Genomic DNA, 25,137 nt, shown 5'->3' with positions numbered 1-25,137 from the left:
TAGAGGCGATCCGGCGATTTACTCGCTGGAAAGCAGGTCCATGGTGTGTTTATCCATCATTTCCAATGCACGGCCACCGCCGCGAGCAACGCAGGTCAACGGGTCTTCGGCAACAATCACCGGCAGACCGGTTTCCTGGGCCAGCAACTTGTCGAGGTCACGCAGCAATGCGCCACCACCGGTCAGTACCAGGCCACGCTCGGCGATATCGGAAGCCAGTTCCGGCGGCGATTGCTCCAGTGCGCTTTTCACAGCCTGAACGATGGTTGCCAGGGACTCTTGCAGAGCTTCCAGCACTTCGTTGGAGTTCAGGGTGAATGCGCGTGGAACGCCTTCCGCCAGGTTACGGCCACGAACGTCGACTTCGCGAACTTCGCCGCCCGGGTAAGCGGTACCGATTTCCTGCTTGATGCGCTCGGCGGTGGATTCGCCGATCAGGCTGCCGTAGTTGCGACGCACATAAGTGATGATCGCTTCGTCGAAGCGGTCGCCGCCGACGCGTACGGATTCGGCGTAGACCACACCGTTCAGGGAGATCAGCGCGATTTCAGTAGTACCACCACCGATATCGACGACCATCGAACCGCGCGCTTCTTCAACCGGCAGGCCGGCACCGATGGCAGCGGCCATTGGTTCTTCGATCAGGAATACTTCACGTGCACCGGCACCGAGGGCCGATTCACGGATGGCGCGACGCTCAACCTGGGTGGATTTGCAGGGAACGCAGATCAACACACGAGGGCTAGGCTGCAGGAAGCTGTTTTCGTGAACCTTGTTGATAAAGTATTGCAGCATTTTTTCGCACACGCTGAAGTCGGCGATTACGCCGTCCTTCATCGGACGAATGGCAGCAATGTTGCCCGGTGTACGGCCGAGCATGCGCTTGGCTTCGGTGCCGACAGCAACGACACTTTTCTGGTTACCGTGTGTCCGAATGGCCACAACGGAGGGCTCATTCAGGACGATACCGCGCTCGCGCACGTAAATAAGGGTGTTGGCAGTGCCCAGGTCAATGGAAAGATCGCTGGAAAACATGCCACGCAGTTTCTTGAACATGGGAAAGGGACCCTAGGCAACGCGTGGGTAAAAAAGTGCGGCAAACTCTAACAACGACAGGGATTTTGGGCAAGGCGCCAATATGTTAAATTGGCCGCTTTTCTGTGCACCAAGCCCCACAATCGCGGCCTTATGACCGTAGAAGTGCGGTAGTGTTCCGACAATCTAACACACGGACGCCGTCCGTCCTGTTTTCCACTGGAGAAACCCGATGGCGCTAGAACGCTCCGACGTGGAAAAAATCGCTCATCTGGCCAGCCTTGGCCTCAATGATGCCGATCTTCCACACATTACTTCGGCCCTCAACAGCATTCTCGGCCTGGTCGACGAAATGCAGGCGGTCAATACCGACGGCATCGAGCCCCTGGCCCACCCTCTGGAAGCCAGCCAGCGCCTGCGCGCAGATGTCGTGACCGAGACCAATAACCGCGAGGCCTACCAGTCCATCGCACCAGCGGTCGAAAACGGCCTGTATCTGGTTCCGAAAGTCATCGACTAAAGGGAAAGAGCCTGCAATGCATCAAATGACTCTGGCCGAGATCGCCCGCGGTCTCGCCGATAAAAAGTTTTCCTCCGAAGAGCTGACCAAAGTCCTGCTGGCGCGCATTTCCCAGCTCGATCCGCAGCTCAACAGCTTCATCAGCCTCACCGAAGAGCTGGCCCTCGAGCAGGCGAAAGCCGCCGACGCGCGCCGTGCCAGCGGTGAGAGCGGCGCCCTGCTCGGCGCGCCGATCGCCCACAAGGACCTGTTCTGCACCCAGGGCATTCGCACCAGCTGCGGCTCGAAGATGCTCGACAACTTCAAGGCCCCTTACGACGCCACCGTCGTCGCCAAACTGGCGGCTGCCGGGGCCGTGACCCTGGGCAAGACCAACATGGACGAGTTCGCCATGGGTTCGGCCAACGAGTCGAGCTACTACGGCGCGGTGAAAAACCCGTGGAATCTCGAACACGTTCCGGGCGGTTCGTCCGGCGGTTCGGCGGCAGCCGTTGCCGCTCGTCTGCTACCAGCGGCCACCGGCACCGACACTGGCGGCTCCATTCGTCAGCCCGCTGCTTTGACCAACCTTACCGGCCTGAAACCGACGTACGGTCGTGTTTCTCGTTGGGGCATGATCGCCTACGCCTCCAGTCTCGATCAGGGCGGCCCAATGGCACGCACCGCCGAAGACTGCGCGATTTTGTTGCAAGGTATGGCTGGCTTCGATCCGAACGACTCCACCAGCATCGATGAGCCCGTGCCGGACTACAGCGCCAGCCTCACCGGCTCGCTGCAAGGCCTGCGTATCGGCGTGCCGAAAGAGTACTTCAGCGCCGGTCTCGACCCGCGCATCGCCGACCTGGTCATGGCCAGCGTCGAAGAGCTGAAGAAGCTCGGCGCCGTAATCAAGGAAATCAGCCTGCCGAACATGCAGCACGCGATTCCTGCGTACTACGTGATTGCCCCGGCAGAAGCCTCATCCAACCTGTCGCGTTTCGACGGCGTGCGCTTCGGCTACCGCTGCGAAAACCCGGTCAACCTGATCGACCTGTACAAGCGCTCCCGTGGCGAAGGCTTCGGGCCGGAAGTGCAGCGCCGGATCATGGTCGGTGCCTATGCACTGTCCGCCGGTTACTACGATGCTTACTACCTCAAGGCGCAGAAGATTCGTCGCTTGATCAAGAACGACTTCATGGCCGCCTTCAACGAAGTCGACATCATCCTCGGCCCAACCACGCCGAACCCGGCCTGGAAGCTTGGCGCCAAGAACAGCGACCCGGTCGCTGCCTACCTGGAAGACGTCTACACCATCACCGCCAACCTCGCCGGCCTGCCGGGCCTGTCGATGCCGGCCGGTTTTGTTGACGGTCTGCCTGTCGGCGTGCAATTGCTCGCTCCGTATTTCCAGGAAGGCCGCTTGCTCAATGTTGCGCACCAGTATCAGTTGAACACCGACTGGCACACCCGCACCCCAACCGGCTTCTGAGGAGACACACATGCAATGGGAAGTCGTGATCGGGCTGGAGATTCACACCCAGCTCACCACCCGGTCGAAAATCTTTTCCGGTAGTTCCACCACCTTCGGCTCCGAGCCGAACACCCAGGCCAGCCTGATCGACCTGGGCATGCCCGGCGTCTTGCCGGTGCTGAACCAGGAAGCGGTGCGCATGGCGGTGATGTTCGGTCTGGCGATTGATGCCGAGATCGGCCAGCACAACGTGTTCGCGCGGAAAAACTACTTCTACCCGGACCTGCCGAAGGGCTACCAGATCAGCCAGATGGAGTTGCCAATTGTCGGCAAGGGCCACCTGGACATCGCCCTGGAAGACGGCACGGTCAAACGCGTCGGCATCACCCGTGCGCACCTGGAAGAAGACGCCGGCAAGAGCCTGCACGAAGAGTTCAACGGTGCCACCGGTATCGATCTGAACCGTGCCGGCACGCCGCTGCTGGAAATCGTTTCCGAGCCGGACATGCGCAGCGCCAAGGAAGCCGTGGCTTACGTCAAGGCCATCCACGCCCTGGTGCGCTACCTGGGCATTTGCGACGGCAACATGGCCGAAGGTTCGCTGCGTTGCGACTGCAACGTATCGATCCGCCCGAAAGGCCAGGCCGAGTTCGGCACCCGCTGCGAGATCAAGAACGTCAACTCGTTCCGCTTCATCGAGAAGGCGATCAACAGCGAAATCCAGCGTCAGATCGAGCTGATCGAAGACGGTGGCAAGGTGATCCAGCAGACCCGTCTGTACGATCCGAACAAGGACGAAACCCGTCCGATGCGCAGCAAAGAGGAAGCCAACGACTACCGTTACTTCCCCGATCCGGACCTGCTGCCGGTGGTCATCGAGGACTCGTTCCTCAACGACGTGCGCGCCACTCTGCCGGAATTGCCGCCGCAAAAACGCGAGCGCTTCCAGGAGCAATTCGGCCTGTCGGTCTACGACGCCAGCGTCCTGGCCACAAGCCGCGAGCAAGCCGATTACTTCGAGAAAGTCGCGAGCATCGGTGGCGACGCCAAACTGGCGGCGAACTGGGTGATGGTCGAGTTGGGCAGCCTGCTCAACAAGCAAGGCCTGGACATCGAAGAATCGCCGGTGACCGCCGAGCAACTGGGCGGCATGCTGCTGCGCATCAAGGACAACACCATCTCCGGCAAGATCGCCAAGGTCGTGTTCGAAGCCATGGCCAATGGTGAAGGCAGTGCGGACGAGATCATCGACAAGCGCGGTCTCAAGCAAGTGACCGATACCGGCGCCATTTCGGCGGTGCTCGATGAAATGCTCGCGGCCAACGCCGAGCAGGTCGAACAATACCGCGCGGCAGACGAAACCAAGCGCGGCAAGATGTTCGGTTTCTTTGTCGGTCAGGCCATGAAAGCGTCCAAGGGCAAGGCCAACCCGCAACAGGTGAACGAACTGCTGAAAAGCAAGCTCGAGGGCTGATAGGAATGGAGCCAGTTCTCAAGCCTGGCTCCGATCCCTGTGGGAGCGAGCTTGCTCGCGATGGTGTTTCGGCACTCAACCATGAGTTGACTGTCAGAACGCTATCGCGAGCAAGCTCGCTCCCACAATTGTTTCGGGAAAACTGAATATGATGCGTCTACTCGGCGCCTGCGCCCTGCTCTCCCTGCTGGCCGGTTGCGCCAGCAACGAAACCGTCGACCCCCATGGCTACGACAAAACCGGTGTAGCTTCGTATTACGGCGCAAAACACCAAGGCAAACGCACCGCCAGCGGCGAGCGTTTCGACAAGAACTCCATGACCGCTGCCCATCGCCAATTACCCTTTGGTACCCGGGTGAAGGTCACCAACCTTAACAACGACAAATCCTGCGTGGTCCGCATCAATGACCGCGGGCCGCACACCCGTGGCCGCCTGATCGACCTGTCCCATGCAGCCGCCGCACGCCTGGGCATGTTACAAAGTGGCACCGCACGGGTGCGCGTCCAGGCCCTCGACGACTAACCGAGGGAGCCCTGACCATTTTCGCACTGGCCGATATTCCCCTGATCAACCTGATCGAGCTGTTCAGCGGCCTGCTCCTGCTGATCGTCGGTGCAGAGCTGATGGTGCGCGCGGCGGTACGCCTTGCCGCACGACTGCGTGTACGCCCACTGATCATCGGCCTGACCATTGTTGCCCTGGGCAGCAGCGCACCGCAGATGGCGGTCAGCCTGCAAGCCACCCTGACCGACAACGCCGACATTGCCGTCGGAAGCGTGATCGGCAGCAGCATTTTCAACATCCTCGTTACCCTCGGATTGTCCGCGCTGATCATCCCGCTACGGGTTTCCCGGCAACTGGTGCGCCTGGACATTCCCTTGATGATCGGCGCAGCCCTGCTGGTGACCGTACTGGCCTGGAATGAAGAGCTGACGCGCAGCGACGGCATGATCCTGCTCGCCGCATTGGCGCTCTACCTTGGCTTGTTGTTCCGCCAGTCACGACATTCAACGCGTCCGGTGTCGAGTCACGAGCATCATGCTCAGGCCCCCTGGATTACCAGCCTGCTGATGATCGTCAGCGGGCTGGCGATGCTGATCTATGCCGGACACCTGCTGCTTGGCGCGGCGGTGGCAGTGGCTACCGACCTGGGCCTGTCGGAGCGGATCATCGGCCTGACCGTCGTCGCCATCGGCACCTCCCTGCCAGAACTGGCGACGTCCTTGATCGCAGCGCTTCGCGGCGAGCGGGAAATCGCCGTGGCCAACGTGATCGGCAGCAATCTGTTCAACCTTCTGGGTGTGCTCGGCCTGACCGCACTGATAGCGCCCACGCCGCTGTCGGTATCGCCCAACGCCCTGGATTTCGACCTGCCGGTGATGCTCGGCGTCGCAGTCCTGTGCCTACCGGTGTTCTATTCCGGTTATCGGGTCACCCGCGCCGAAGGCTTGCTCTTGCTCGGCCTGTACCTGGCTTATGGGCTGCATGTGGTGTCTTTCACCACCGGCATGCCCCTGGCAAGCAAACTCGAGAACCTGATGCTGTTTTTCGTCCTGCCAGCGCTGGTAGCGTTCCTGCTATTCACGTCGCTGCGCGCCTGGCGTCGCCAACACCACAAGAAGGAAATCCCATGACCGAGAACAAAAAATCCGGCGTTGAAGTCCGCCGCCAAGTGATGGGCGATGTCTTCGTCGACCGCGCGCTGGGCAATGCCACGGAGTTTACTCAACCGCTACAGGACTTCGTCAATGAACACGCCTGGGGCGGCGTGTGGAATCGCGAAGGCCTGCCATTGAAAACCCGCAGCCTGATCACCCTCGCTGCACTCACGGCGCTGAAGTGCCCGCAGGAACTGAAAGGCCACGTGCGCGGCGCACTGAACAATGGCTGCACCGTGGAAGAGATTCGCGAGGCGCTGCTGCATTGTGCGGTATATGCCGGCGTGCCGGCGGCGATCGATGCGTTTCGCGCGGCGCAGGAAGTGATCGAGCAATACCAGACAGCGCAGTAACTCCAGAACCATCATTCAACGGGAAATCCTGGTTTTCCCGTTGAATGGACGCCTGAAGAATCAACTCCCCCGACAGTTACGCTTGCAACTTCCCAATACAAATATCCAGAAAAACAACAATAGCGAAAAGCACTTTCAATATCGCCCTGACAAAGACAATCTTTACCGGTCGCATAAGTTTCCGCAATAACAAATCAAACAAATACAACCATTGAGAGACATTCCATGCGCTCCAGTCTTTGTCTTGCTCTTTCGAGCACCTGCATTCTTGCCTTTTCCAGCTTCAGTACGCAGGCCGATACTTCAACCAATCAATGTCTCGGCAACCCGAACAACTTCAGCGAAGTATTAAACTGTTATAAACAAGAACAACACGCCAAACCCTTACTCTACGTCGCAAAAGGCGTCGAGGTATTCCCCGGTGTTGAAAAGCGCCGCTTCGAGCTGTCCTCGCAGCACTGGTCTCCCGAGGGGCGGGTCAGTCCGGAACAATGGAAGCATGACGTTGATATATACATCCCACAAAACGCCGCCCGCGGGCAGGCGGTACTTGTAGCCAATAACGGCACCAACATACCGGCCAGCAACAAGACGACTTCCGACCCTACAGACTTTACCCAAGCCATGGCACTGGAAGTTGCACGTAAAACCGGCACCATTGTTATTTCCCTCAGTAATATTCCCAATCAATACCTGATCTATGCCGATGATGGCCTTGCCCGTACAGAAGACTCAAGTGTTGCCCATAGCTGGAAGTTGTTTCTGGAAAACCCTGAAGCGCGCCCTTATCTATCCGCTCATGTTCCGATGATGGCTGCGCTGGTCAAGACCATGGATCTGGCCCAGAAGGAACTTGCCCCTTGGCAAGTTGAACGATTCATTGCCAGCGGCGTATCGAAACGGGCCTGGGCGGCCTGGCTCTCGGCAATTGCCGATGAGCGAGTCAACGCTGTCGTGCCCTTTGTCATCGACGGTCTTAATACCGAGAGGGTCTTCGAGCACACCCTTCAGACCTTTGGAAAAAACTGGCCGCTGGCATTCTATGACTACTATGCAGAGGGGATTCTCCGTCAGCGGCACAGCGAGAACTTCAAGAAACTGATGAAAGTCGTGGATCCGTTGACCTACCTGGACAGCGCCTATGCCGATCGCCTGGCGATTCCAAAATACGTAGTGAATGCCAGCAGCGATGATTTTTTCGCGCCCGACAACTCGGGCTTTTACTTTGATCAACTACCAGGCCCGAAGAGTTTGCGTATCGCGCCAAATTCGAGCCACGGCGGGATCCGGCAGTTTGTTGAAAACTCACTGATTTCAGTGGTCAATCGCTGGCAGCAGGAACGACCGTTGCCGACTATCCAGACCCGCCAGACAACCGGCAATAGCGTGTCGCTGCAATTCAGCGAGGCACCGATTCAAGTGACGCAATGGACTGCGGTAAACCCGTTGGCCCGCGATTTCCGCGATGCCTGCGGAGTCCGCTACGAACCGAGACACATCAGCCCCTCGACCCCGCTAAGCGCCCAGATCCAGATCGCGATGCCAGAGCAAGGCTGGACAGCGACATTTGTCGAGGCGACCTTTGCCGATGGTTTCGTCGCCACCACACCGGTCACCATCACGCCTGATCGCTACCCGACCTCCCCGCCACCGGAGACCGGGCCGCTGTGCAAAACCTTGCCGGACCTGGCAAGCCGCTAGATCCAGCCGCCCCACTGCAGCAAAAAAATGCCGATATTAGTGGTCACGGCAGCCATCAACGTGGTGATCACGATGATGGCTGCCGCCAGCTCGTGATTGCCTTCCGCCGCCCGGGCCATGACGAAACTGGCCGCGGCGGTCGGGCTGCCGAAGTACAGAAACAGAATCCCCAGCTCCGCCCCGCGAAAGCCCCACAGCCACGCGCCCAGCGTTGCCAGCACTGGCAGACCGATCATCTTCACCAGGCTCGAACTCAGCGCGAGATTGCCGCTTTTGCGCAGCGCCGCCAGCGATAGCGTGCCGCCAATGCAGATCAGCGCCAGCGGCAAGGTGGTTTGTGCCAGATACTGACCGGAAGTCTCGAGCCAGCCCGGCAAGCCGATCTGGAAATAGGCGAAGGGTGCAGCCGCAATCACGCTGATGATCAGCGGATTGCTGAACACGCTTTTGCAGATACTCCAGGGATCGGACTTGATCACCGGGCTGTACACCGCCAGCACGATGGTCGACAGGGTGTTGTAGAACAGGATCACCAGCGCCGCGAGGATTGCCCCGAGGGAAATCCCGTAGCTGCCGTACATGCTCGCCGCCAGTGCCAGGCCGATCACCCCGTTGTTTCCGCGAAAGGCACCCTGGGTGTAGATCCCGCGGTCCTCCCGCGGGCATTTCAGGATCGCCCAGCCCCAGGCAATCGCGAAGCACACCAGGGTTGCCACGGAGAAGTAGATCAGCAACGCCGGCTTCAACGCGGCATGCAGATCGGCATGCAGGATGCCCAGAAACAGCAGCGCCGGCATGCTGACGTTGAACACCAGGGCCGACGCGGTGTGGATGAAGTTGTCGTTGATCCAGTCGATGCGCTTGAGCAGCACACCCAGAAACAGCATGGCAAACACCGGCGCGGTGATGTTCAGGGTTTCGAGGAAGATTGCCAGCATGCCGGGAGAACCTTGGGTGAGCGTCGTTAGTGAGCTAATGATAAGCCACCGACGACGCCAGCGTCGGGATTAGTCTTCTCGGGCAAGAAATGAATACCCTGTGGCGAGGGAGCTTGTCGGACCGCCGCACCGTCCCGCTGGGTCGCGAAGCGGCCCCAAAAATGGAACTGCTGCGCAGTCCAACGGGAGCAAGCTCCCTCGCCACAAATTCAGGTAATAGGCGCCGGATTGAACAGGGTGATGTCGTTATGCAGCTTGTGCTGCTCGGCCCACGTCTGCTTTTTGCCGCTCGCCACGTCCAGATAGTAGTGGAACAACTCCCAGCCAAGTTCCTCGATCGATGCACGCCCGGTCGCAATCCGGCCGGCATCGATGTCGATCAGGTCCGGCCAACGCTGCGCCAACTCTGTGCGGGTCGACACCTTCACCACGGGCGCCATGGCCAATCCGTACGGTGTGCCGCGGCCGGTAGTGAACACATGCAGGTTCATCCCTGCCGCCAGTTGCAAGGTCCCGCAGACAAAGTCACTGGCCGGCGTCGCGCAGAAAATCAGGCCTTTGCGCTTGAAGCGCTCGCCAGGCCCCAGCACGCCATTGATCGCACTGCTGCCCGACTTGACGATCGAGCCCAGCGATTTCTCGACAATGTTCGACAACCCCCCCTTCTTGTTACCCGGCGTGGTGTTGGCGCTGCGATCCGCTTCGCCCTTGGCCAGGTAACGGTCGTACCAGTCCATCTCCCGCACCAGTTCCTCGGCGACCGCCTGGTTTTCCGCGCGGGAGGTCAGCAGGTAAATGGCGTCGCGCACTTCGGTGACTTCAGAAAACATCACCGTCGCACCGGCCCGCAACAACAGGTCCGAGGCATAACCCAAGGCCGGGTTGGCGGTGATACCGGAGAACGCATCACTGCCACCACACTGCATGCCGAGGATCAGCTCCGATGCCGGCACTGTTTCCCGGCGACGCTGGTTGAGCTTGTGCAAACGGACTTCGGCCAGCGCCATGATCTGCTCGATCATCTCGGTAAAACCGTGACTGGAATCCTGCAAGCGATACAGCCAAGGCTCGCTCAGGTCGACCGAACTGTCGTCTTCATGCATGACTTGCCCGGCCTGCAATTTCTCACAACCCAGGCTGATCACCAGCGCTTCGCCACCCAGATTCGGGTTGCGCGCCAGGTTGCGCACGGTTCGAATCGGGATGTACGCATCGGTCGCAGTAATGGCCACGCCACAGCCGTAGCTGTGGGTCAGTGCGACGACATCATCGACGTGCGGATATTTGGGCAGCAGCTCGTCCTTGATGCGCTTGACCGCGTGATCGAGCACGCCAGTCACGCATTGCACGGTGGTGGTAATCCCGAGAATGTTGCGCGTGCCGACAGTGCCGTCAGCGTTGCGATAACCCTCGAACGTGAAACCTTCCAGCGGTGCCTGCGCGGCCGGCACATCGGTGGACAGCGGCAGGCTGTCCAGCGGTGGCGCGGTCGGCATGCGCAATTGATCTTCCTTGACCCAACTGCCGCGAGGAATCGGCTGCAAGGCGTAGCCAATGGTCTGGCCATAACGAATCACCTGGCCGCCCTCGGGAATGTCTTCCAGGGTGACCTTGTGGCTCTGCGGCACAAAATCCACCGTGACCAGGCCGTCGGCGAATTCGGTGCCGGCCGGGACCCCCTGATCATTGACCACAATCACTACGTTATCCCGCTCGTGCAAGCGGATGTAGCGCGGCGAGTCGGAATGTTCAATCAACTGCATGACGCCGCTCCTCAGGAATGCGCTTGAGACAATTTACCGGTGACTTCAGAACCGCCGTTGGCAGGCGGCTCCTTGAGTACCACACGCTTGATCGGACCCACGATCACCAGGTAGCTGAACACCGCAACCAGTGCGTTGCAACCAACGAACACCAGCGCCCACTTGAACGAACCGGTAGAGCTGATGATGTAACCGATGACGATAGGCGTGGTGATCGAGGCAATGTTGCCGAACATGTTGAACAGGCCGCCACTCAGACCGGCGATCTGCTTGGGTGACGTGTCGGAGACCACCGCCCAGCCCAGGGCACCGACGCCCTTGCCGAAAAACGCCAGGGCCATGAAGCCCACGACCATCCACTCGATGTCGACATAGTTGCAGGCCACGATGCTGCTCGATACCAGCAGGCCGGCAATGATCGGCGCCTTGCGGGCGAAGGTCAGGGAATGGCCCCTACGCAGCAGGTAATCGGAAATTACTCCACCGAGAACACCACCGATAAAGCCGCAGATCGCCGGAAGCGAGGCAATGAACCCGGCCTTGAGGATGGTCATGCCACGCTCCTGCACCAGGTACACCGGGAACCAGGTCAGGAAGAAATAAGTGATGCCGTTGATGCAGTACTGGCTCAGGTAAACGCCCAGCATCATGCGGTTGGTCAGCAACTGGCGGATGTAGTCCCACTTCGGGCCGTCGACTTTTTTGCCCTTGCTCTGGTCCATGTCGACCATGCCGCCGTTGTCGGCAATGAACTGCACTTCGGCCTCGTTGGCCAGCGGGTGTTGACGGGGACTGTGGATAACTTTCAGCCAGACCAGCGAAAACACGATGCCGATCGCGCCCATGACAATGAACACGTGCTGCCAGCCGAAGGTGTAGACGATCCAGCCCATCAGCGGCGCGAACAGTACGGTGGCGAAGTATTGCGCAGAGTTGAAGATCGCCGACGCGGTGCCGCGTTCAGCCGTCGGAAACCAGGCCGCAACAATGCGTGCGTTGCCAGGGAATGATGGCGCTTCAGCCAGCCCGACCAGGAAACGCAGCATGAACAACGCGACGATGGCGGTGGACATGCCGAACTCGCCAACATAGCCCTGCAGCACGGTGAACAGCGACCAGGTGAAGATGCTCAGCGCGTAGACTTTTTTCGAACCAAAACGGTCGAGCAGCCATCCACCGGGGATTTGCCCGGCCACGTAGGCCCAACCGAATGCGGAGAAGATGTAGCCGAGGGTAACGGCGTCGATGCCCAGGTCTTTCTGCAGACTGGAGCCGGCGATTGCGATGGTAGCGCGGTCGGCATAGTTGATCGTGGTCACCAGAAACAGCATGAGCAGGATCAGATAGCGGACGTGAGTCGGCTTGGACGATTGCATGTAGATGTACTCCCACTGATTATTTTTATGCGGGGTGAATCTTTGTGTTCCCTGTAGGAGCAAACTCGCTCCTACAGGGGTGTTGCGTCAGGAACCGATGTAGCTCGTCTTCACCACGGTGTAGAACTCTTGCGCATAACGACCTTGCTCACGTGAGCCATAGGATGAACCCTTACGGCCACCGAACGGAACGTGGTAATCCACACCGGCGGTCGGCAGGTTGACCATCACCATGCCGGCCTGGGAGTGACGCTTGAAGTGGTTGGCGTATTTCAGCGAGGTAGTGGCAATACCCGCCGACAGGCCGAACTCGGTGTCGTTGGCCATGGCCAGCGCGGCTTCGTAATCGGCCACGCGCACCACGTTGGCAACCGGGCCGAAAATCTCTTCACGGCTGATGCGCATCGCGGCTTCACTGTCGGCAAACAGCGTTGGCGCGAGGAAATACCCCTCGGTATCGCAAGTCACCAGGCCACCGCCACTGACCAGACGGGCACCTTCGGACTGACCGATATCGATGTACTTCAGGTCCTGCTCAAGCTGTGCCTGGGACACCACCGGACCGATGTCGGTACCGGCCTTCAGGGCGTGCCCAACCTTGATCGACTGCATGCGCTCAGCCATGGCTTCGACGAACTGGTCGTGGATGCCGGCGGTGACGATGAAGCGGCTCGATGCCGTGCAACGCTGGCCGGTGGAGTAAAACGCACTCTGCACCGACAGTTCGACCGCTTGCTTGAGGTCGGCGTCGTCGAGGATGATTTGCGGGTTCTTGCCGCCCATTTCCAACTGAACCTTGGCTTGGCGCGAGACGCAGCTGATCGCGATCTGCCGACCAACGCCCACCGAACCGGTAAAGCTGATGCCATCGACTTTAGGGCTCTGCACCAGTGCATCGCCGACCACACGACCACTGCCCATCACCAGGTTGAACACACCGGCCGGGAAGCCAGCGCGGGAGATGATTTCAGCCAGTGCCCAGGCACAGCCCGGCACCAGATCGGCTGGCTTGAGCACCACGCAGTTGCCGTAGGCCAGCGCCGGAGCAATTTTCCAGGCCGGAATGGCAATCGGGAAGTTCCACGGCGTGATCAGCCCGACCACGCCCAAGGCTTCGCGAGTGACTTCAACGTTGACGCCTGGGCGCACCGACGGCAGGTAATCACCCGACAGGCGCAGGCATTCACCGGCGAAGAATTTGAAGATGTTCCCGGCGCGGGTCACTTCACCGATGGCTTCAGGCAGGGTCTTGCCCTCTTCCCGAGCCAGCAGGGTGCCAAGTTCTTCGCGACGGGCGAGGATTTCAGTGCCGACTTTATCCAGCGAATCGTGACGTGCCTGAATGCCCGACACCGACCAGGCTGGAAACGCAGCACGAGCGGCGTCGATGGCGGCGTGGACCTGAGCCAGATCCGCCTTGGCGTAGTCGCCGATGGCATCGGTCAACTCGGACGGGTTGATGTTGGTGGAGTAGTCGCCACCGGCAATCCATTCGCCGTTGATGTAGTTATCAAAACGCTTTGCATCTGCCACTTGAAAGTCTCCTGCGCAAAAGGCCGCTGATTGCGCAGCGGCCCTGGTGTTGTCGGGGTTTATTGCGCGCCTTGCTTGTCGATCAGCGCGGCGAGCATTTCGAACTCTTCGCCGGTCAGATCAGTCAGCGGCGCACGCACGGGACCGGCGTCGTAACCGGCGATTTTCGCGCCGGCCTTGACGATGCTCACGGCGTAGCCAGCCTTGCGGTTACGGATGTCCAGGTACGGCAGGAAGAAGTCGTCGATGATCTTGCCGACGGTGGCGTGATCTTCGCGGGCGATGGCGTGGTAGAAGTCCATCGCGGTTTTCGGAATGAAGTTGAACACCGCCGAGGAGTAAACCGGTACGCCCAGCGCCTTGTAGGCAGCGGCGTAGACTTCGGCAGTCGGCAAGCCACCCAGGTAGCTGAAGCGATCACCGAGGCGGCGACGGATCGACACCATCAACTCGATGTCACCCAGACCATCCTTGTAACCGATCAGGTTCGGGCAGCGCTCAGCCAGACGCTCCAGCTGTACCGCGTTCAGGCGGCAGACGTTGCGGTTGTACACCACCACGCCGATCTTGACCGACTTGCACACTGCTTCAACGTGGGCGGCAACGCCGTCCTGGCTCGCTTCGGTCAGGTAGTGCGGCAACAGCAACAGGCCTTTGGCACCCAGACGCTCGGCTTCTTGTGCGTACTCGATAGCTTGACGGGTGGAACCACCCACACCGGCCAGGATCGGCACGCTGGTCGCGCAGGTGTCGACGGCGGTCTTGATGACCTGCGAATACTCGCTGGCCGCCAGGGAGAAGAACTCACCGGTGCCGCCCGCGGCGAACAGGGCCGAGGCACCATAGGGGGCCAGCCATTCAAGGCGCTTGATATAGCCCGCGCGATGGAAATCGCCCTGAGCATTGAAATCGGTCACCGGGAAGGACAGCAGACCGGAAGAGAGGATGGACTTCAGTTCTTGTGGATTCATTATTCGAACACCCTGGGTTGCGACGACGTGTGAGAAAACCGTTCAGCCTGTGCGCTGAAGTTGTAGGTCATCGTACAACTTAAAAGACAACCGTCAACTGCATTTCATCGTCATCGTGGATTTCTTACCTGCGCCTCCAGCCCGCAGCGGCCACCAGAGCCCTTAAACTGGCGGGCATAGACGAATAAAAAAGTAAAAAATAATCATTGTGGCGGGCAGTTCCGCCGATCCAGTTGCGCGCGCCCAGGTTATAGAACGTCGTAAGAGGAGGTGCCGCCTTGAGGTGGATTGTGAATTGGCAGCTGCCTACACCATTCGTCGTAACTGTTATTTATAACAGTTACCCCCCTATCTGCCTTCGAGGCTAAATCTGGAGATCAATCACTGCGTAGGCGATAGCCCAATGAGAACTCTCCACCGATTTATATTCCCCTCCAAAACCAAGCATGCCGCCCTGGAGTGGCCGATGGAATTCGACCTCCATGTGAACGTCGGAGATTTCGTTGAGTTTGAAATGATCCCGGGGCAGAACTGGTTAATCACTCGCAAGAAATTCAAAGTGTTGAGTGACAACACGGTCGAGCACGTCGACTACAGTACCGAACCGGCCTGACACACCTTACCCGCGCTGCGCCTCAGCCTCTTCATGAGCATGACGCAAGCGCTCGCGGCTGTTGGTCAGGTGCAGGCGCATCGCCGCCCGTGCCGCATCTGAATCCTGGCGGGCAATGGCGTCGTAGATTTCTTCATGCTCGCGGCTCAGCCGGCTCATGTAGTGCTGCTGGTCGTCATGGGCCAGCCGCGCGGAGTTGAGCCGTGTGCGTGGAATGATGCTGGTACCCAGGTGCGTCATGATGTCGGTGAAGTAACGGTTGCCGGTGGACAAGGCGATTTCCAGGTGGAAGGCAAAGTCCGAGGCCACCGCATCACTGGCGTGCGAAGCGCTTTCCTGCAAGGCATCCAATGCAGCGCGCATGTTGGCCAGTTGCTCCGGACTGCGGCGTTGCGCGGCGAGACCAGCAGATTCGACTTCCAGGCTGATGCGCAATTCGAGAATCGCCAATACGTCACGCAAGGTCACCACGGTTGCCGGATCAATCCGGAAGCCGCTGGGGCTGGGCGTATCAAGCACGAACGTGCCGATGCCATGGCGGGTTTCCACCTGCCCCGCCGCCTGCAAACGGGAAATCGCCTCGCGCACGACGGTACGACTGACCCCATGGGCATCCATGATGGCCGACTCCGTCGGCAGTTTGTCGCCGCGCTTGAGATGACCGTCGCGAATCTGCTCGGACAGCACCGTGACCAGCTCCTGAGCGAGGCTGCGGCGCTTGCGAGCGAGGCGTGGTACGGCGTTCGGGTTATCCATGGTGAACATCAATCTCGAAAAAACGGCTGAAACCGCATCATAGCGCAACGCAGTTGTACGATCACCCTACCCCTTGCGGAGCGTACTGTGACGAAGGGATTTATCCCCTCACCACAGCTCGATCCATCAATCAGGCCGTCACAGCCTGATCCACCAGGTGCCCATTCTCGATGCGGATATGCCGCGGATGGAAACGCTTGAGGCTGCTGCGGTGGCCAACGCTGACGATGCTCAGCCCCGGCAATTCATCGATCAACGCCTGATACAGCGTCGCCTCATCTTCCTCGTCCATCGCGGAGGTGGCTTCGTCCATGTACAACCATTGCGGTGCGTACAGCAGCGCGCGGGCAAAGGCCAGGCGCTGTTGCTCGCCAGGAGACAGCATGCGTTGCCAGTGATTGGCCTCGTCGAGACGGGCGATCAGGTGCGGCAAGCGGCATTTTTCCAGAACTTGCACATAGCGCTCTTGCGCATAGGTATCACCGGGTTGTGGATAACTCAGCACGTCACGCAATGTGCCAATCGGCAAATACGGTTTTTGCGGCAGGAACAGATAGCGCGACGCCGGCAGACGAATGCTGCCGTGGCCGGACGGCCACAGGTGCCCCATCGCCCGGAACAAGGTCGACTTGCCGCTGCCGGAGCGGCCGCTGAGCATCACCCGCTCGCCCTCTTCCACGGTCATGTCGGCGTTGCTCAGCAAATGACGACCTTCAGCCAGGTCGAGGCCGAGGTTATGCACCTTCAGCACCGAGCCCGAGTTCTGCACGTCGATGGCCGGTGCGCGCTCTTCGTTGTCACGCATGGCCTGATGGAAACTCAGCAGACGATCGCAGGTGGCGCGCCAGGATGCCAGGCTCTGGTACGCACTGATAAACCAGCTGAAGCTTTCCTGCACATTGCCGAAGGCCGAACTGATCTGCATCAGCTCGCCGAGTTCGATCTTGCCGGCCAGGTAACGCGGTGAAGCGACAATGAACGGAAAAATGATCGCCGCCTGGCTGTAACCGGCGGTGAAAAATGTCAGGCGCTTGGACACCTTCATGATGTCCCAGAAATTATGCCAGACCATCGAGAAGCGGCCGCTCAAGCGACGGTTTTCGTTCGGCTCGCCGTTGTATAGCGCGATGCTTTCGGCATTCTCGCGAATCCGCACCATGGAAAAACGCAGGTCGGCTTCGAAGCGTTGTTGTTGGTTGTTCAGGCCGATCAAACGGCGACCGATCAAGTGCGTCAACCAGCTGCCGACCACCGCGTACACCAGCACACACCAGAACATGTAGCCGGGAATGGTGATGCCGAAGACTTCAATGCTGCCCGACACGCCCCACAGAATGATCGAGAACGACACCAGGCTGACGATGTTGCGCAACAGGCCGATGCCCAGCTCAAGGGTGTTGGAGGTGAAGTTGTTGAGGTCTTCGGAAATCCGCTGGTCCGGGTTATCGGTGTAGCCGCCCTGCTCCAGCTGGTAGTAGTTCTTGTCGCCGAGCCAGCGGGCAAAATGCCGTTCGGTCAGCCACGCCCGCCAGCGAATCGTCAGCATCTGGGTCAGGTAGAGTCGGTACACCGCACCGACAATCGCCACTGCTGCAATGGCGCAGAAGTACAGGATCAGTTGCCAGAAGGCCGCTTCGTCCTTCTTTTGCAGGGCGTTGTAGAAGTCCTTGTACCAGGTGTTGAACCACACCGAGATGCCCACGCTGATCAGCGACAATGCAATCACTGCAATCAGCAATGTCCAGGCCTTGACCTTCTCCTCACTGCGCCAGTAGGGCGTGATCATCGCCCACACTTTGCGAAAAAACTGCCCGCGCACGGCGTCGTTGACCGCGGAGTACTCAGCGTTCTGATTCATGGATAAGGCTCGATAAGGAAAAGAACACGCACGAACCGATCATAGATGATCGGTTCGGTTTGTCGCGAGGAACGACCCGCATTTGTTCAGCGCAGGTTCAGCGGCGAACGGGGCGTTTCTGCAGCTTGCGCTGCAGGGTACGGCGGTGCATACCCAGGGCGCGGGCAGTGGCGGAAATGTTGCCTTCGTGCTCGGTCAACACCCGCTGGATGTGTTCCCACTGCAAGCGATCCACGGACATCGGGTTTTCCGGTACCAGGCTGTCGAGGTCGGCGTGCTCGGACAGCAACGCCGCCAGCACATCGTCGGCATCGGCCGGTTTGCACAGGTAATTGCAGGCACCGCGCTTGATCGCTTCGACCGCAGTGGCAATGCTCGAATAACCGGTGAGGATCACCACGCGCATTTCCGGGTCCAACTCCAGCAGCTTGGGCAGCAAAACCAGGCCGGAATCGCCGTCCATCTTCAGGTCCAGAGCGGCGTAGTCCGGCAGGTCGGCCTGAGCGATCACCAGACCTTCTTCGGCGGAACCTGCGGTGCTGACGCGAAAACCACGGCGGGCCATGGCGCGGGCCATGACGCGGGTGAATGTGGCGTCGTCATCGACCAGTAGCAGATGCGGCAGTTCTTCGCCTTCGACTTGGATCTCGTCACTCATGTTGGTCTCCTCGGGCGCCGTGGGGCAGGCGCAGCTCGGTGAGCGTGCCGCCTTCCTCATGACTATAGAGTTTCACTGAGCCGCCGGCGCGTGTCACGCTGGCCTTGCTCAAAAACAGGCCCAGGCCGAAGCCTTTGCCCTTGGTGGTAAAAAACGGTTTGCCGATCTGTTCGGCAATCGCCAGCGGTACACCCGCACCGTGGTCGCGGATGCTGATGGTCAGGTCTTGCTCATTCCAGTCCAGCGTCACTTGCAACCCTTCAGGGCAAGCGTCGGCGGCGTTGTTGAGCAGATTCAACAGGGCCTGGGTCAGGTCCGGCGGCGGCGCCATGCGCGGCACCGCGCCCTGCCCCAGACGCTGGAAGCGATAGCTGGCCTCCGGTCGCATCAGGTGCCAGCGATTGAGCGCTTCGTCGAGCCAGTCGGTGACGTCCTGCATGTCCACGGCCAGACGTCGGTTGGCCTCGGCAGCTCGGACCAGTTGCTGCAAGGTTTCCTTGCACAGCTTGACCTGGTCCTGCAGCACGCTCAGGTCGTCCTGCAACATAGGGTCATGGTGATCCTGGCGCATCTCCTTGAGCAAGACGCTCATGGTCGCCAATGGCGTGCCCAGCTCATGGGCGGCACCGGCCGCCTGGGTGGCGACGGCCAGCAGCTGTTGGTCACGCAGGCCTTCTTCACGGCGAATCGCCCGCAACTCCTCCTGACGACGCAGTTCTTCCGCCATGCGCGCGGCGAAAAAGGTAATCACCGCGGCGGCGAGGGCGAAACTCAGCCACATCCCGTAAACCTGCAGGTTTTCCCGGGCAATGGGAAAAGTTTGCAGCGGGTAGAACTGCGCCAGCAACAAGGTGTACATCGTCAGGGCGATGCCCGACAGAATCACCGAATAACGCCACGGCAACGTCACGGCGGCGATGGTCAGCGGCACCAGGTAGTAGGAGACGAAGGGGTTGGTCGAGCCACCGGAGAAATACAGCAACGCACTGTGGATAAACAGATCGCAGGCCAGTTGCACCGCGTATTCAAGCTCAGTCACCGGCCACGAGGTGCGCAGGCGAATGGCGGTGAACACGCACAGCAACATCGAACAGCCCAGGGTGGCCGCCAGTTGGAACCAGGGCAGCGGCAGCAACTCGAGCCAGTAGGCCAGGCCCACGGAGCCGGCCTGGGCGGCCAGTACCAGAATGCGGATGAAGGTCAGCCGCCAGAGGTTCTGGCGAGTGGCGGAAGTCAGTTGAACGGGGGCGAGCATGAGCTCTCCTGATGAGCGCTCCAGGCGGATCGCAGGGAGTATAACCAAGCGTGGGGGCCGACAGGCAAAAGTGCGGCAAACCGCCACAGTCAGAGGCAATGATCGTCGGCAGTGCTGTTGTGGCGAGGGAGCTTGCTCCCGCTCGGCTGCGTAGCAGTCGTAAAATCGGTTTGGATGTTTTTGGGCCTGCTTCGCAGTCCAGCGGGAGCAAGCTCCCTCGCCACAAAAAGCCCTGCGCGCTGACAGTGATATCTGTATTGAAGTTGTAACTGGGCGAACCGGATCATCAACGCTAGAGTCTGATGGGTTCATGCAGGCTCGGACCATCAGCCTGCACACCACATTAGGAGCCTTCATGTACGCATTGCGCCGCAGCGCCGCCCTTCTCGCCCTGACCGCTGGCACCGCCGCCAGCCTTCCGGCCCTGGCTGCCGACGAGCTTCATTACAACCAGATCTCCCTGCGCGCCGAAGTCAGCCAGGAAGTGGCCCGCGACCTGATGATCGTGACCCTCTATACCGAAGAACAGAATACGGACCCGGCCAAACTCGCCGCCGACGTCAGCACCACCATGAACAAGGCGCTGGCCCAGGCCAAACAGGTCAAGGACATCAACCTGCGCCAGGGCAGTCGTAACAGCTACCCGATCTACGACACCAAGGGCCAGAAAATCACCGGCTGGCGTGAACGCGCCGAACTGCGCCTGGAAAGCACCGATTTTGCCGCGCTGTCGAAACTGACCGGCGAACTGCTCACTGACATGAAGATGGGCGGCATGGACTTCGCCATCGCCACGCCGACCCGCAAGGCCAGTGAAGACGCTCTGCTCAAGGAGGCCGTGAATGCCTTCAAGGCCCGCGCGCAACTGGCCACCGATGCACTCGGCGGCAAGAGCTATAAAATCGTCAACCTGAACCTCAACAGCAACGGTTACCCACAACCGTACCTGCGTGCACCGATGATGATGAAAGCTGCAGCCATGGATGCAGCACCGGTAACGCCGGACGTTGAAGCCGGCACCAGCCAGGTTGGCATGACCGCCGATGGCTCCATTGAAGTGCTGATGCCTTGACTCGATAAGTCGTCAACAAAAACGGCGAGCATTTCGATGCTCGCCGTTTTTTTTGGGCAGTTTTCGAGTTTGAGCTATAACTGGAGATGACTGGGGGAAAGCCAGAAAGCGCCCACCTGCAGCGGGCGTTGATTGATCACTTCCAGTGCAACAATAACCACTCTTATTCAGGCCATACCCACTCCCGAAAGAAGAGGTATGAATTAGTAACACCCCGCACTGACCAGGAGCAACCGGCGTCCATGCCGCACCAAAAAAGTGCGTCACTTGCACCGAAAAAAACCAGCGCAAACGGTCAAATGCGTCAAGTTTTATACAAATGCGACATTAAGGTACGTTCGTGCCACCGTTTAACGCTTGTAGTCACTCTGGATCTTGCAATGGGTATGGCCCCTGCATAAGTATCCGCAGGCACGACTCACGAGGTCGTCCTCTAATTCCAAAAATGACAACAAATCATGAGGCCACCATGCTTAAACACGCGGTCATTCCGTTTCTAGTTGGCGCAAGCTTGTTAGCCAGCGCACCGTTCGCCCAAGCAGCGACCAACCTGGTGTTCTGCTCCGAAGGGAGCCCGGCCGGTTTCGATCCAGGTCAATACACCACCGGAACCGACTTCGACGCCTCTGCTGAAACCATGTTCAACCGCCTCACCCAGTTCGAGCGCGGCGGCACCGCCGTTATTCCTGGCCTGGCGACCAAGTGGGACATCTCCGACGATGGCCTGACCTACACCTTCCACCTGCGTGAAGGCGTCAAGTTCCACACCACCCCGTATTTCAAGCCGACTCGTGAGTTCAACGCCGACGACGTGCTGTTCACCTTCAATCGCATGATTAACAAGGATGATCCGTTCCGCAAAGCGTACCCGACCGAATTCCCGTACTTTACCGACATGGGGATGGACACCAACATCACCAAGATCGATAAAGTCGACGACCACACCGTCAAATTCACTTTGAAAGAAGTGGACGCCGCGTTCATCCAGAACATGGCCATGAGCTTCGCCTCCATCCAGTCCGCCGAGTACGCTGCCCAGTTGCTCAAGGAAGGCAAGGCTGCCGACATCAACCAGAAGCCGATCGGCACTGGTCCGTTCGTGTTCAAGAGCTACCAGAAAGACTCCAACATCCGCTACACCGGGAACAAGGACTACTGGAAGCCGGATGACGTGAAGATCGACAACCTGATCTTCGCCATCACCACCGACCCGTCGGTACGTATCCAGAAGCTGAAGAAGAACGAGTGCCAGGTCACCCTGTTCCCTCGTCCGGCCGACCTGAAAGCACTGAAGGAAGACAAGACCCTGAAAGTGCCTGACCAGGCTGGTTTCAACCTGGGTTACATCGCCTACAACGTGATGCCGCAACTCAAGGGCCAGACTGTTCCTAACCCGCTGGCCGACCTGAAAGTGCGTCAAGCGCTGGACATGGCAGTCAACAAGCCACAGATCATCGAATCGGTCTATCAGGGCGCTGGCCAACTGGCCGTCAACGCCATGCCGCCGACCCAGTGGTCCTACGACACCACCATCAAAGATGCCAAGTACGACCCTGAGAAAGCCAAAGAGCTGCTCAAGGAAGCTGGCGTCAAAGAAGGCACCGAAATCGTTCTGTGGGCCATGCCTGTACAGCGCCCCTACAACCCGAACGCCAAGTTGATGGCTGAGATGCTGCAGTCCGACTGGAAGAAGATCGGCCTGAACGTCAAGATCCAGAGCTACGAATGGGGCGAATACATCAAGCGCGCCAAGGGTGGCGAACAGCAAGGCATGCTGATTGGCTGGAGCGGTGACAATGGTGACCCCGATAACTGGCTGAACGTGCTGTTCGGTTGCGACTCGCTCGATGGCAACAACTTCTCCAAGTGGTGCGACAAGAAGTTTGACGACCTCGTCAAGCAAGCCAAACGGACTTCGGACCAGGGCAAGCGCACCGAACTGTACAAGCAGGCGCAGCACGTCCTCAAAGATGCAGTTCCATACACACCTATCGCTCACTCGACGGTGTTCCAACCCATGCGTGCCGAAGTACAGGACTTCAAGATCAGCCCGTTCGGCTTGAACTCCTTCTACGGCGTCAGCGTCAGCAAGTAAGGTGATGCAACGGCGACGTTTCTGACGTTGCCGTTGCCTTTCCCACCGAGAAAGCAGGAAAAAGCCTACATCCGAATCCGAAGCTGATTACAGCACCGGGTAAGGACGCGTCGCTATTTCCTACGAGTCTTTAGGACTGTTCGCATTTACTGCCGGCCCCACGGCTCATACCGTCGGGGTCCGACCAGCTTATGCGTGCTTTATCGCTTATTGCTGGTTACATGGTTTGGAATCAATGTTGCCTTCACGTCCCCGGGACGGGACGACGGCGCATTGAAAAACATTTTAAGAAGAGAGGGAGCGTCATGCGCCATACCTTGGTTTTATCCGCATTGCTGGGCACCGGCCTGTTGGCCGCGACTTCCATCAGCCAGGCCGCCAACAACAGCCTGGTGTTCTGCTCTGAAGGCAGCCCCGCCGGCTTCGACACGGCGCAGTACACCACTGCGACCGACAACGACGCCGCCGAACCGCTGTACAACCGCCTGGCAGAGTTCGAAAAAGGCGCGACCAATGTCGTACCGGGCCTGGCCACCAGCTGGGACATTTCCGAGGACGGCCTCACGTACACCTTTCACCTGCGCCCCGGTGTGAAGTTCCATACCACCAAGTACTTCACACCGAGTCGTGATTTCAACGCCGATGACGTGCTGTTCACCTTCAATCGCATGCTCGATCCGCAGCAACCTTTCCGTAAGGCTTACCCGACGGAGTTCCCGTATTTCAACGGGATGAGCCTGAACAAGAACATCGCCAAGGTCGAAAAGACCGGGCCGCTGACCGTGGTCTTCACGCTCAACAGCGTAGATGCCGCGTTCATCCAGAACATCGCCATGAGCTTCGCCGCCATCCTCTCGGCCGAGTACGCCGACAAGCTGCTGGCCGAAGGCAAGCCGAGCGACATCAACCAGAAGCCGATCGGCACCGGGCCGTTCGTGTTCAAGAGCTACCAGAAAGACTCGAACATTCGTTACACCGGCAACAAGCACTATTGGGACCCGAGCCGGGTCAAACTCGACAACTTGATTTTTGCCATCAACACCGACGCCTCGGTGCGTGTGCAGAAGCTCAAGGCCAACGAGTGCCAGATCACCCTGCACCCACGCCCTGCCGATGTCACTGCGTTGAAGAACGACCCGGCCCTCAAGCTGATCGAGAAGCCTGGTTTCAACCTCGGTTACATCGCCTACAACGTGCGCCACAAACCATTCGACCAGCTCGAAGTACGTCAGGCGCTGGACATGGCGGTGAACAAGCAAGGCATTCTCAACGCCGTTTACCAGGGTGCTGGACAACTGGCGGTCAACGCCATGCCGCCGACCCAGTGGTCCTACGATGACAGCATCAAGGACGCCGCCTACGATCCGGAAAAAGCCCGGGAGCTGCTCAAGGCTGCCGGCGTCAAGGAAGGCACCGAAATCACCCTGTGGGCGATGCCGGTTCAACGTCCGTACAACCCGAACGCCAAGTTGATGGCCGAGATGCTCCAGGCCGACTGGGCGAAGATCGGCCTCAAGGTCAAGATCGTCAGCTACGAATGGGGCGAGTACATCAAGCGCACCAAGAACGGCGAACATGACATCAGCCTGATCGGCTGGACCGGTGACAACGGTGATCCGGACAACTGGCTCGGCACGCTCTACAGCTGCGATGCCATTGGTGGCAACAACTACTCCATGTGGTGCGATCCGGCTTACGACAAGCTGATCAAGCAGGCCAAGGTCGTCACCGACCGCGACCAGCGCACCGCGCTCTACAAACAGGCCCAGCAGTTGCTCAAGCAGCAAGTGCCGATCACGCCTGTCGCCCACTCGACGGTCAACCAGCCGTTGAGCGCCAAAATCGACGGTTTCAAAGTGAGTCCGTTCGGTCGCAACGTGTTCTCGGGTGTCAGCATAGAAAAATAACCGACTAGCCAGAAACGCCGGGGGTGGATTTTCCACCCTCACGCAAGCGTATTGCCGTAATTCGTCAATTCGGCTTACAGCAAACGTTTGCGATGCCTTGAATGAGTTCTAAACCAATAGCCGATCAACCAAAAAGACCGGCATAAAAAA

General features: G+C 59.2%; 21 protein-coding genes. 11 read left to right on the top strand and 10 right to left on the bottom strand.

Translation table 11 applies throughout. The features are described 5' to 3' along the window. Nucleotides 1-18: 18 nt before the first annotated feature. Nucleotides 19-1,056 carry a rod shape-determining protein MreB gene (gene mreB, locus EIY72_RS21310; protein ID WP_002555108.1) on the bottom strand — a complete coding sequence of 346 codons (1,038 nt, stop codon included), beginning with the start codon at nt 1,054-1,056 and terminating at the stop codon, nt 19-21. Nucleotides 1,057-1,267: 211 nt separating this feature from the next. Between mreB and gatC the strand changes: the two genes are divergently transcribed. From gatC to EIY72_RS21275, 7 genes are all read left to right on the top strand, one after another. Further along, nucleotides 1,268-1,555, top strand: coding sequence for an Asp-tRNA(Asn)/Glu-tRNA(Gln) amidotransferase subunit GatC (gene gatC / locus EIY72_RS21305; RefSeq protein WP_093226736.1), 288 nt, complete (start codon nt 1,268-1,270; stop codon nt 1,553-1,555). 16 nt (nt 1,556-1,571) lie between these two features. After that, the gene (gene gatA, locus EIY72_RS21300) at nt 1,572-3,023 is read left to right on the top strand and encodes an Asp-tRNA(Asn)/Glu-tRNA(Gln) amidotransferase subunit GatA (protein ID WP_093226737.1); all 1,452 of its coding nucleotides are present in this window, start codon (nt 1,572-1,574) and stop codon (nt 3,021-3,023) included. Between the two features lie 10 nt (nt 3,024-3,033). Continuing rightward, entirely contained in the window at nt 3,034-4,479 is a 1,446-nt protein-coding gene (gene gatB / locus EIY72_RS21295) for an Asp-tRNA(Asn)/Glu-tRNA(Gln) amidotransferase subunit GatB (RefSeq protein ID WP_093226738.1), read from the top strand. Between the two features lie 148 nt (nt 4,480-4,627). Next, nucleotides 4,628-5,002: a septal ring lytic transglycosylase RlpA family protein gene (locus EIY72_RS21290; protein WP_093226739.1), complete on the top strand. Its 375-nt coding sequence runs from the start codon at nt 4,628-4,630 to the stop codon at nt 5,000-5,002. A 50-nt stretch (nt 5,003-5,052) separates the two neighbouring features. Continuing rightward, nucleotides 5,053-6,114 (top strand): calcium/sodium antiporter, encoded by a 1,062-nt coding sequence (locus tag EIY72_RS21285; RefSeq protein WP_093226740.1) that lies wholly within the window; start codon nt 5,053-5,055, stop codon nt 6,112-6,114. Next, entirely contained in the window at nt 6,111-6,491 is a 381-nt protein-coding gene (locus EIY72_RS21280; RefSeq protein ID WP_093226741.1) for a carboxymuconolactone decarboxylase family protein, read from the top strand. Before EIY72_RS21285 ends, EIY72_RS21280 begins: the two co-directional genes overlap by 4 nt. Before the next feature lie 225 nt (nt 6,492-6,716). Further along, nucleotides 6,717-8,192: a PhoPQ-activated pathogenicity-related family protein gene (locus EIY72_RS21275; RefSeq protein WP_093226742.1), complete on the top strand. Its 1,476-nt coding sequence runs from the start codon at nt 6,717-6,719 to the stop codon at nt 8,190-8,192. On the opposite strand, the gene EIY72_RS21270 is transcribed toward EIY72_RS21275, so the two are convergent. From EIY72_RS21270 to kdgD, 5 genes are all read right to left on the bottom strand, one after another. Next, on the bottom strand, nt 8,189-9,130 hold the full coding sequence (locus tag EIY72_RS21270) for an AEC family transporter (RefSeq protein ID WP_093226743.1): 942 nt from the start codon (nt 9,128-9,130) through the stop codon (nt 8,189-8,191). The genes EIY72_RS21275 and EIY72_RS21270 overlap by 4 nt on opposite strands. 209 nt (nt 9,131-9,339) lie before the next feature. After that, on the bottom strand, nt 9,340-10,893 hold the full coding sequence (garD, locus tag EIY72_RS21260; protein WP_093226744.1) for a galactarate dehydratase: 1,554 nt from the start codon (nt 10,891-10,893) through the stop codon (nt 9,340-9,342). Nucleotides 10,894-10,904: 11 nt separating this feature from the next. Next, nucleotides 10,905-12,269, bottom strand: a complete 1,365-nt coding sequence (locus tag EIY72_RS21255; RefSeq protein WP_093226745.1) for an MFS transporter — start codon at nt 12,267-12,269, stop codon at nt 10,905-10,907. Nucleotides 12,270-12,356: 87 nt separating this feature from the next. Next, complete coding sequence (locus tag EIY72_RS21250; protein WP_093226746.1) at nt 12,357-13,802, bottom strand: aldehyde dehydrogenase family protein; 1,446 nt, start codon at nt 13,800-13,802, stop codon at nt 12,357-12,359. A gap of 59 nt (nt 13,803-13,861) precedes the next feature. Beyond that, nucleotides 13,862-14,773 carry a 5-dehydro-4-deoxyglucarate dehydratase gene (gene kdgD / locus EIY72_RS21245; RefSeq protein ID WP_093226747.1) on the bottom strand — a complete coding sequence of 304 codons (912 nt, stop codon included), beginning with the start codon at nt 14,771-14,773 and terminating at the stop codon, nt 13,862-13,864. A 466-nt stretch (nt 14,774-15,239) separates the two neighbouring features. Here kdgD and EIY72_RS21240 point away from each other — a divergent pair, with 466 nt between their 5' ends. Continuing rightward, a complete protein-coding gene (locus EIY72_RS21240) occupies nt 15,240-15,386 on the top strand; it encodes a hypothetical protein (protein WP_231985507.1) in 147 nt (48 codons plus the stop codon). A 6-nt stretch (nt 15,387-15,392) separates the two neighbouring features. On the opposite strand, the gene EIY72_RS21235 is transcribed toward EIY72_RS21240, so the two are convergent. From EIY72_RS21235 to EIY72_RS21220, 4 genes are all read right to left on the bottom strand, one after another. Then, nucleotides 15,393-16,142, bottom strand: coding sequence for a FadR/GntR family transcriptional regulator (locus tag EIY72_RS21235; protein WP_093226749.1), 750 nt, complete (start codon nt 16,140-16,142; stop codon nt 15,393-15,395). Between the two features lie 130 nt (nt 16,143-16,272). Next, nucleotides 16,273-18,000 carry an ABC transporter ATP-binding protein/permease gene (locus EIY72_RS21230; protein WP_093226750.1) on the bottom strand — a complete coding sequence of 576 codons (1,728 nt, stop codon included), beginning with the start codon at nt 17,998-18,000 and terminating at the stop codon, nt 16,273-16,275. Nucleotides 18,001-18,097: 97 nt separating this feature from the next. Next, nucleotides 18,098-18,658 carry a response regulator transcription factor gene (locus EIY72_RS21225; protein WP_093226751.1) on the bottom strand — a complete coding sequence of 187 codons (561 nt, stop codon included), beginning with the start codon at nt 18,656-18,658 and terminating at the stop codon, nt 18,098-18,100. Next, a complete protein-coding gene (locus tag EIY72_RS21220; RefSeq protein WP_093226752.1) occupies nt 18,651-19,913 on the bottom strand; it encodes an ATP-binding protein in 1,263 nt (420 codons plus the stop codon). The genes EIY72_RS21225 and EIY72_RS21220 overlap by 8 nt, the downstream gene beginning before the upstream one ends. Before the next feature lie 355 nt (nt 19,914-20,268). On the opposite strand from EIY72_RS21220, the gene EIY72_RS21210 reads away from it, so the two are divergent. The 3 genes from EIY72_RS21210 (at nt 20,269) to EIY72_RS21200 (ending at nt 24,987) form a co-directional block, all read left to right on the top strand. Further along, complete coding sequence (locus EIY72_RS21210) at nt 20,269-20,985, top strand: SIMPL domain-containing protein (RefSeq protein ID WP_093226753.1); 717 nt, start codon at nt 20,269-20,271, stop codon at nt 20,983-20,985. A 469-nt stretch (nt 20,986-21,454) separates the two neighbouring features. After that, nucleotides 21,455-23,080, top strand: coding sequence for an ABC transporter substrate-binding protein (locus tag EIY72_RS21205; protein ID WP_093226754.1), 1,626 nt, complete (start codon nt 21,455-21,457; stop codon nt 23,078-23,080). A 305-nt stretch (nt 23,081-23,385) separates the two neighbouring features. Beyond that, the gene (locus tag EIY72_RS21200; RefSeq protein ID WP_093226755.1) at nt 23,386-24,987 is read left to right on the top strand and encodes an ABC transporter substrate-binding protein; all 1,602 of its coding nucleotides are present in this window, start codon (nt 23,386-23,388) and stop codon (nt 24,985-24,987) included. The last annotated feature ends 150 nt before the right edge of the window (nt 24,988-25,137 follow it).

The organism is Pseudomonas vancouverensis, from assembly GCF_004348895.1.
Lineage (GTDB): Bacteria > Pseudomonadota > Gammaproteobacteria > Pseudomonadales > Pseudomonadaceae > Aquipseudomonas > Aquipseudomonas vancouverensis.
This window is presented reverse-complemented; position numbering and strand designations above follow the sequence as displayed.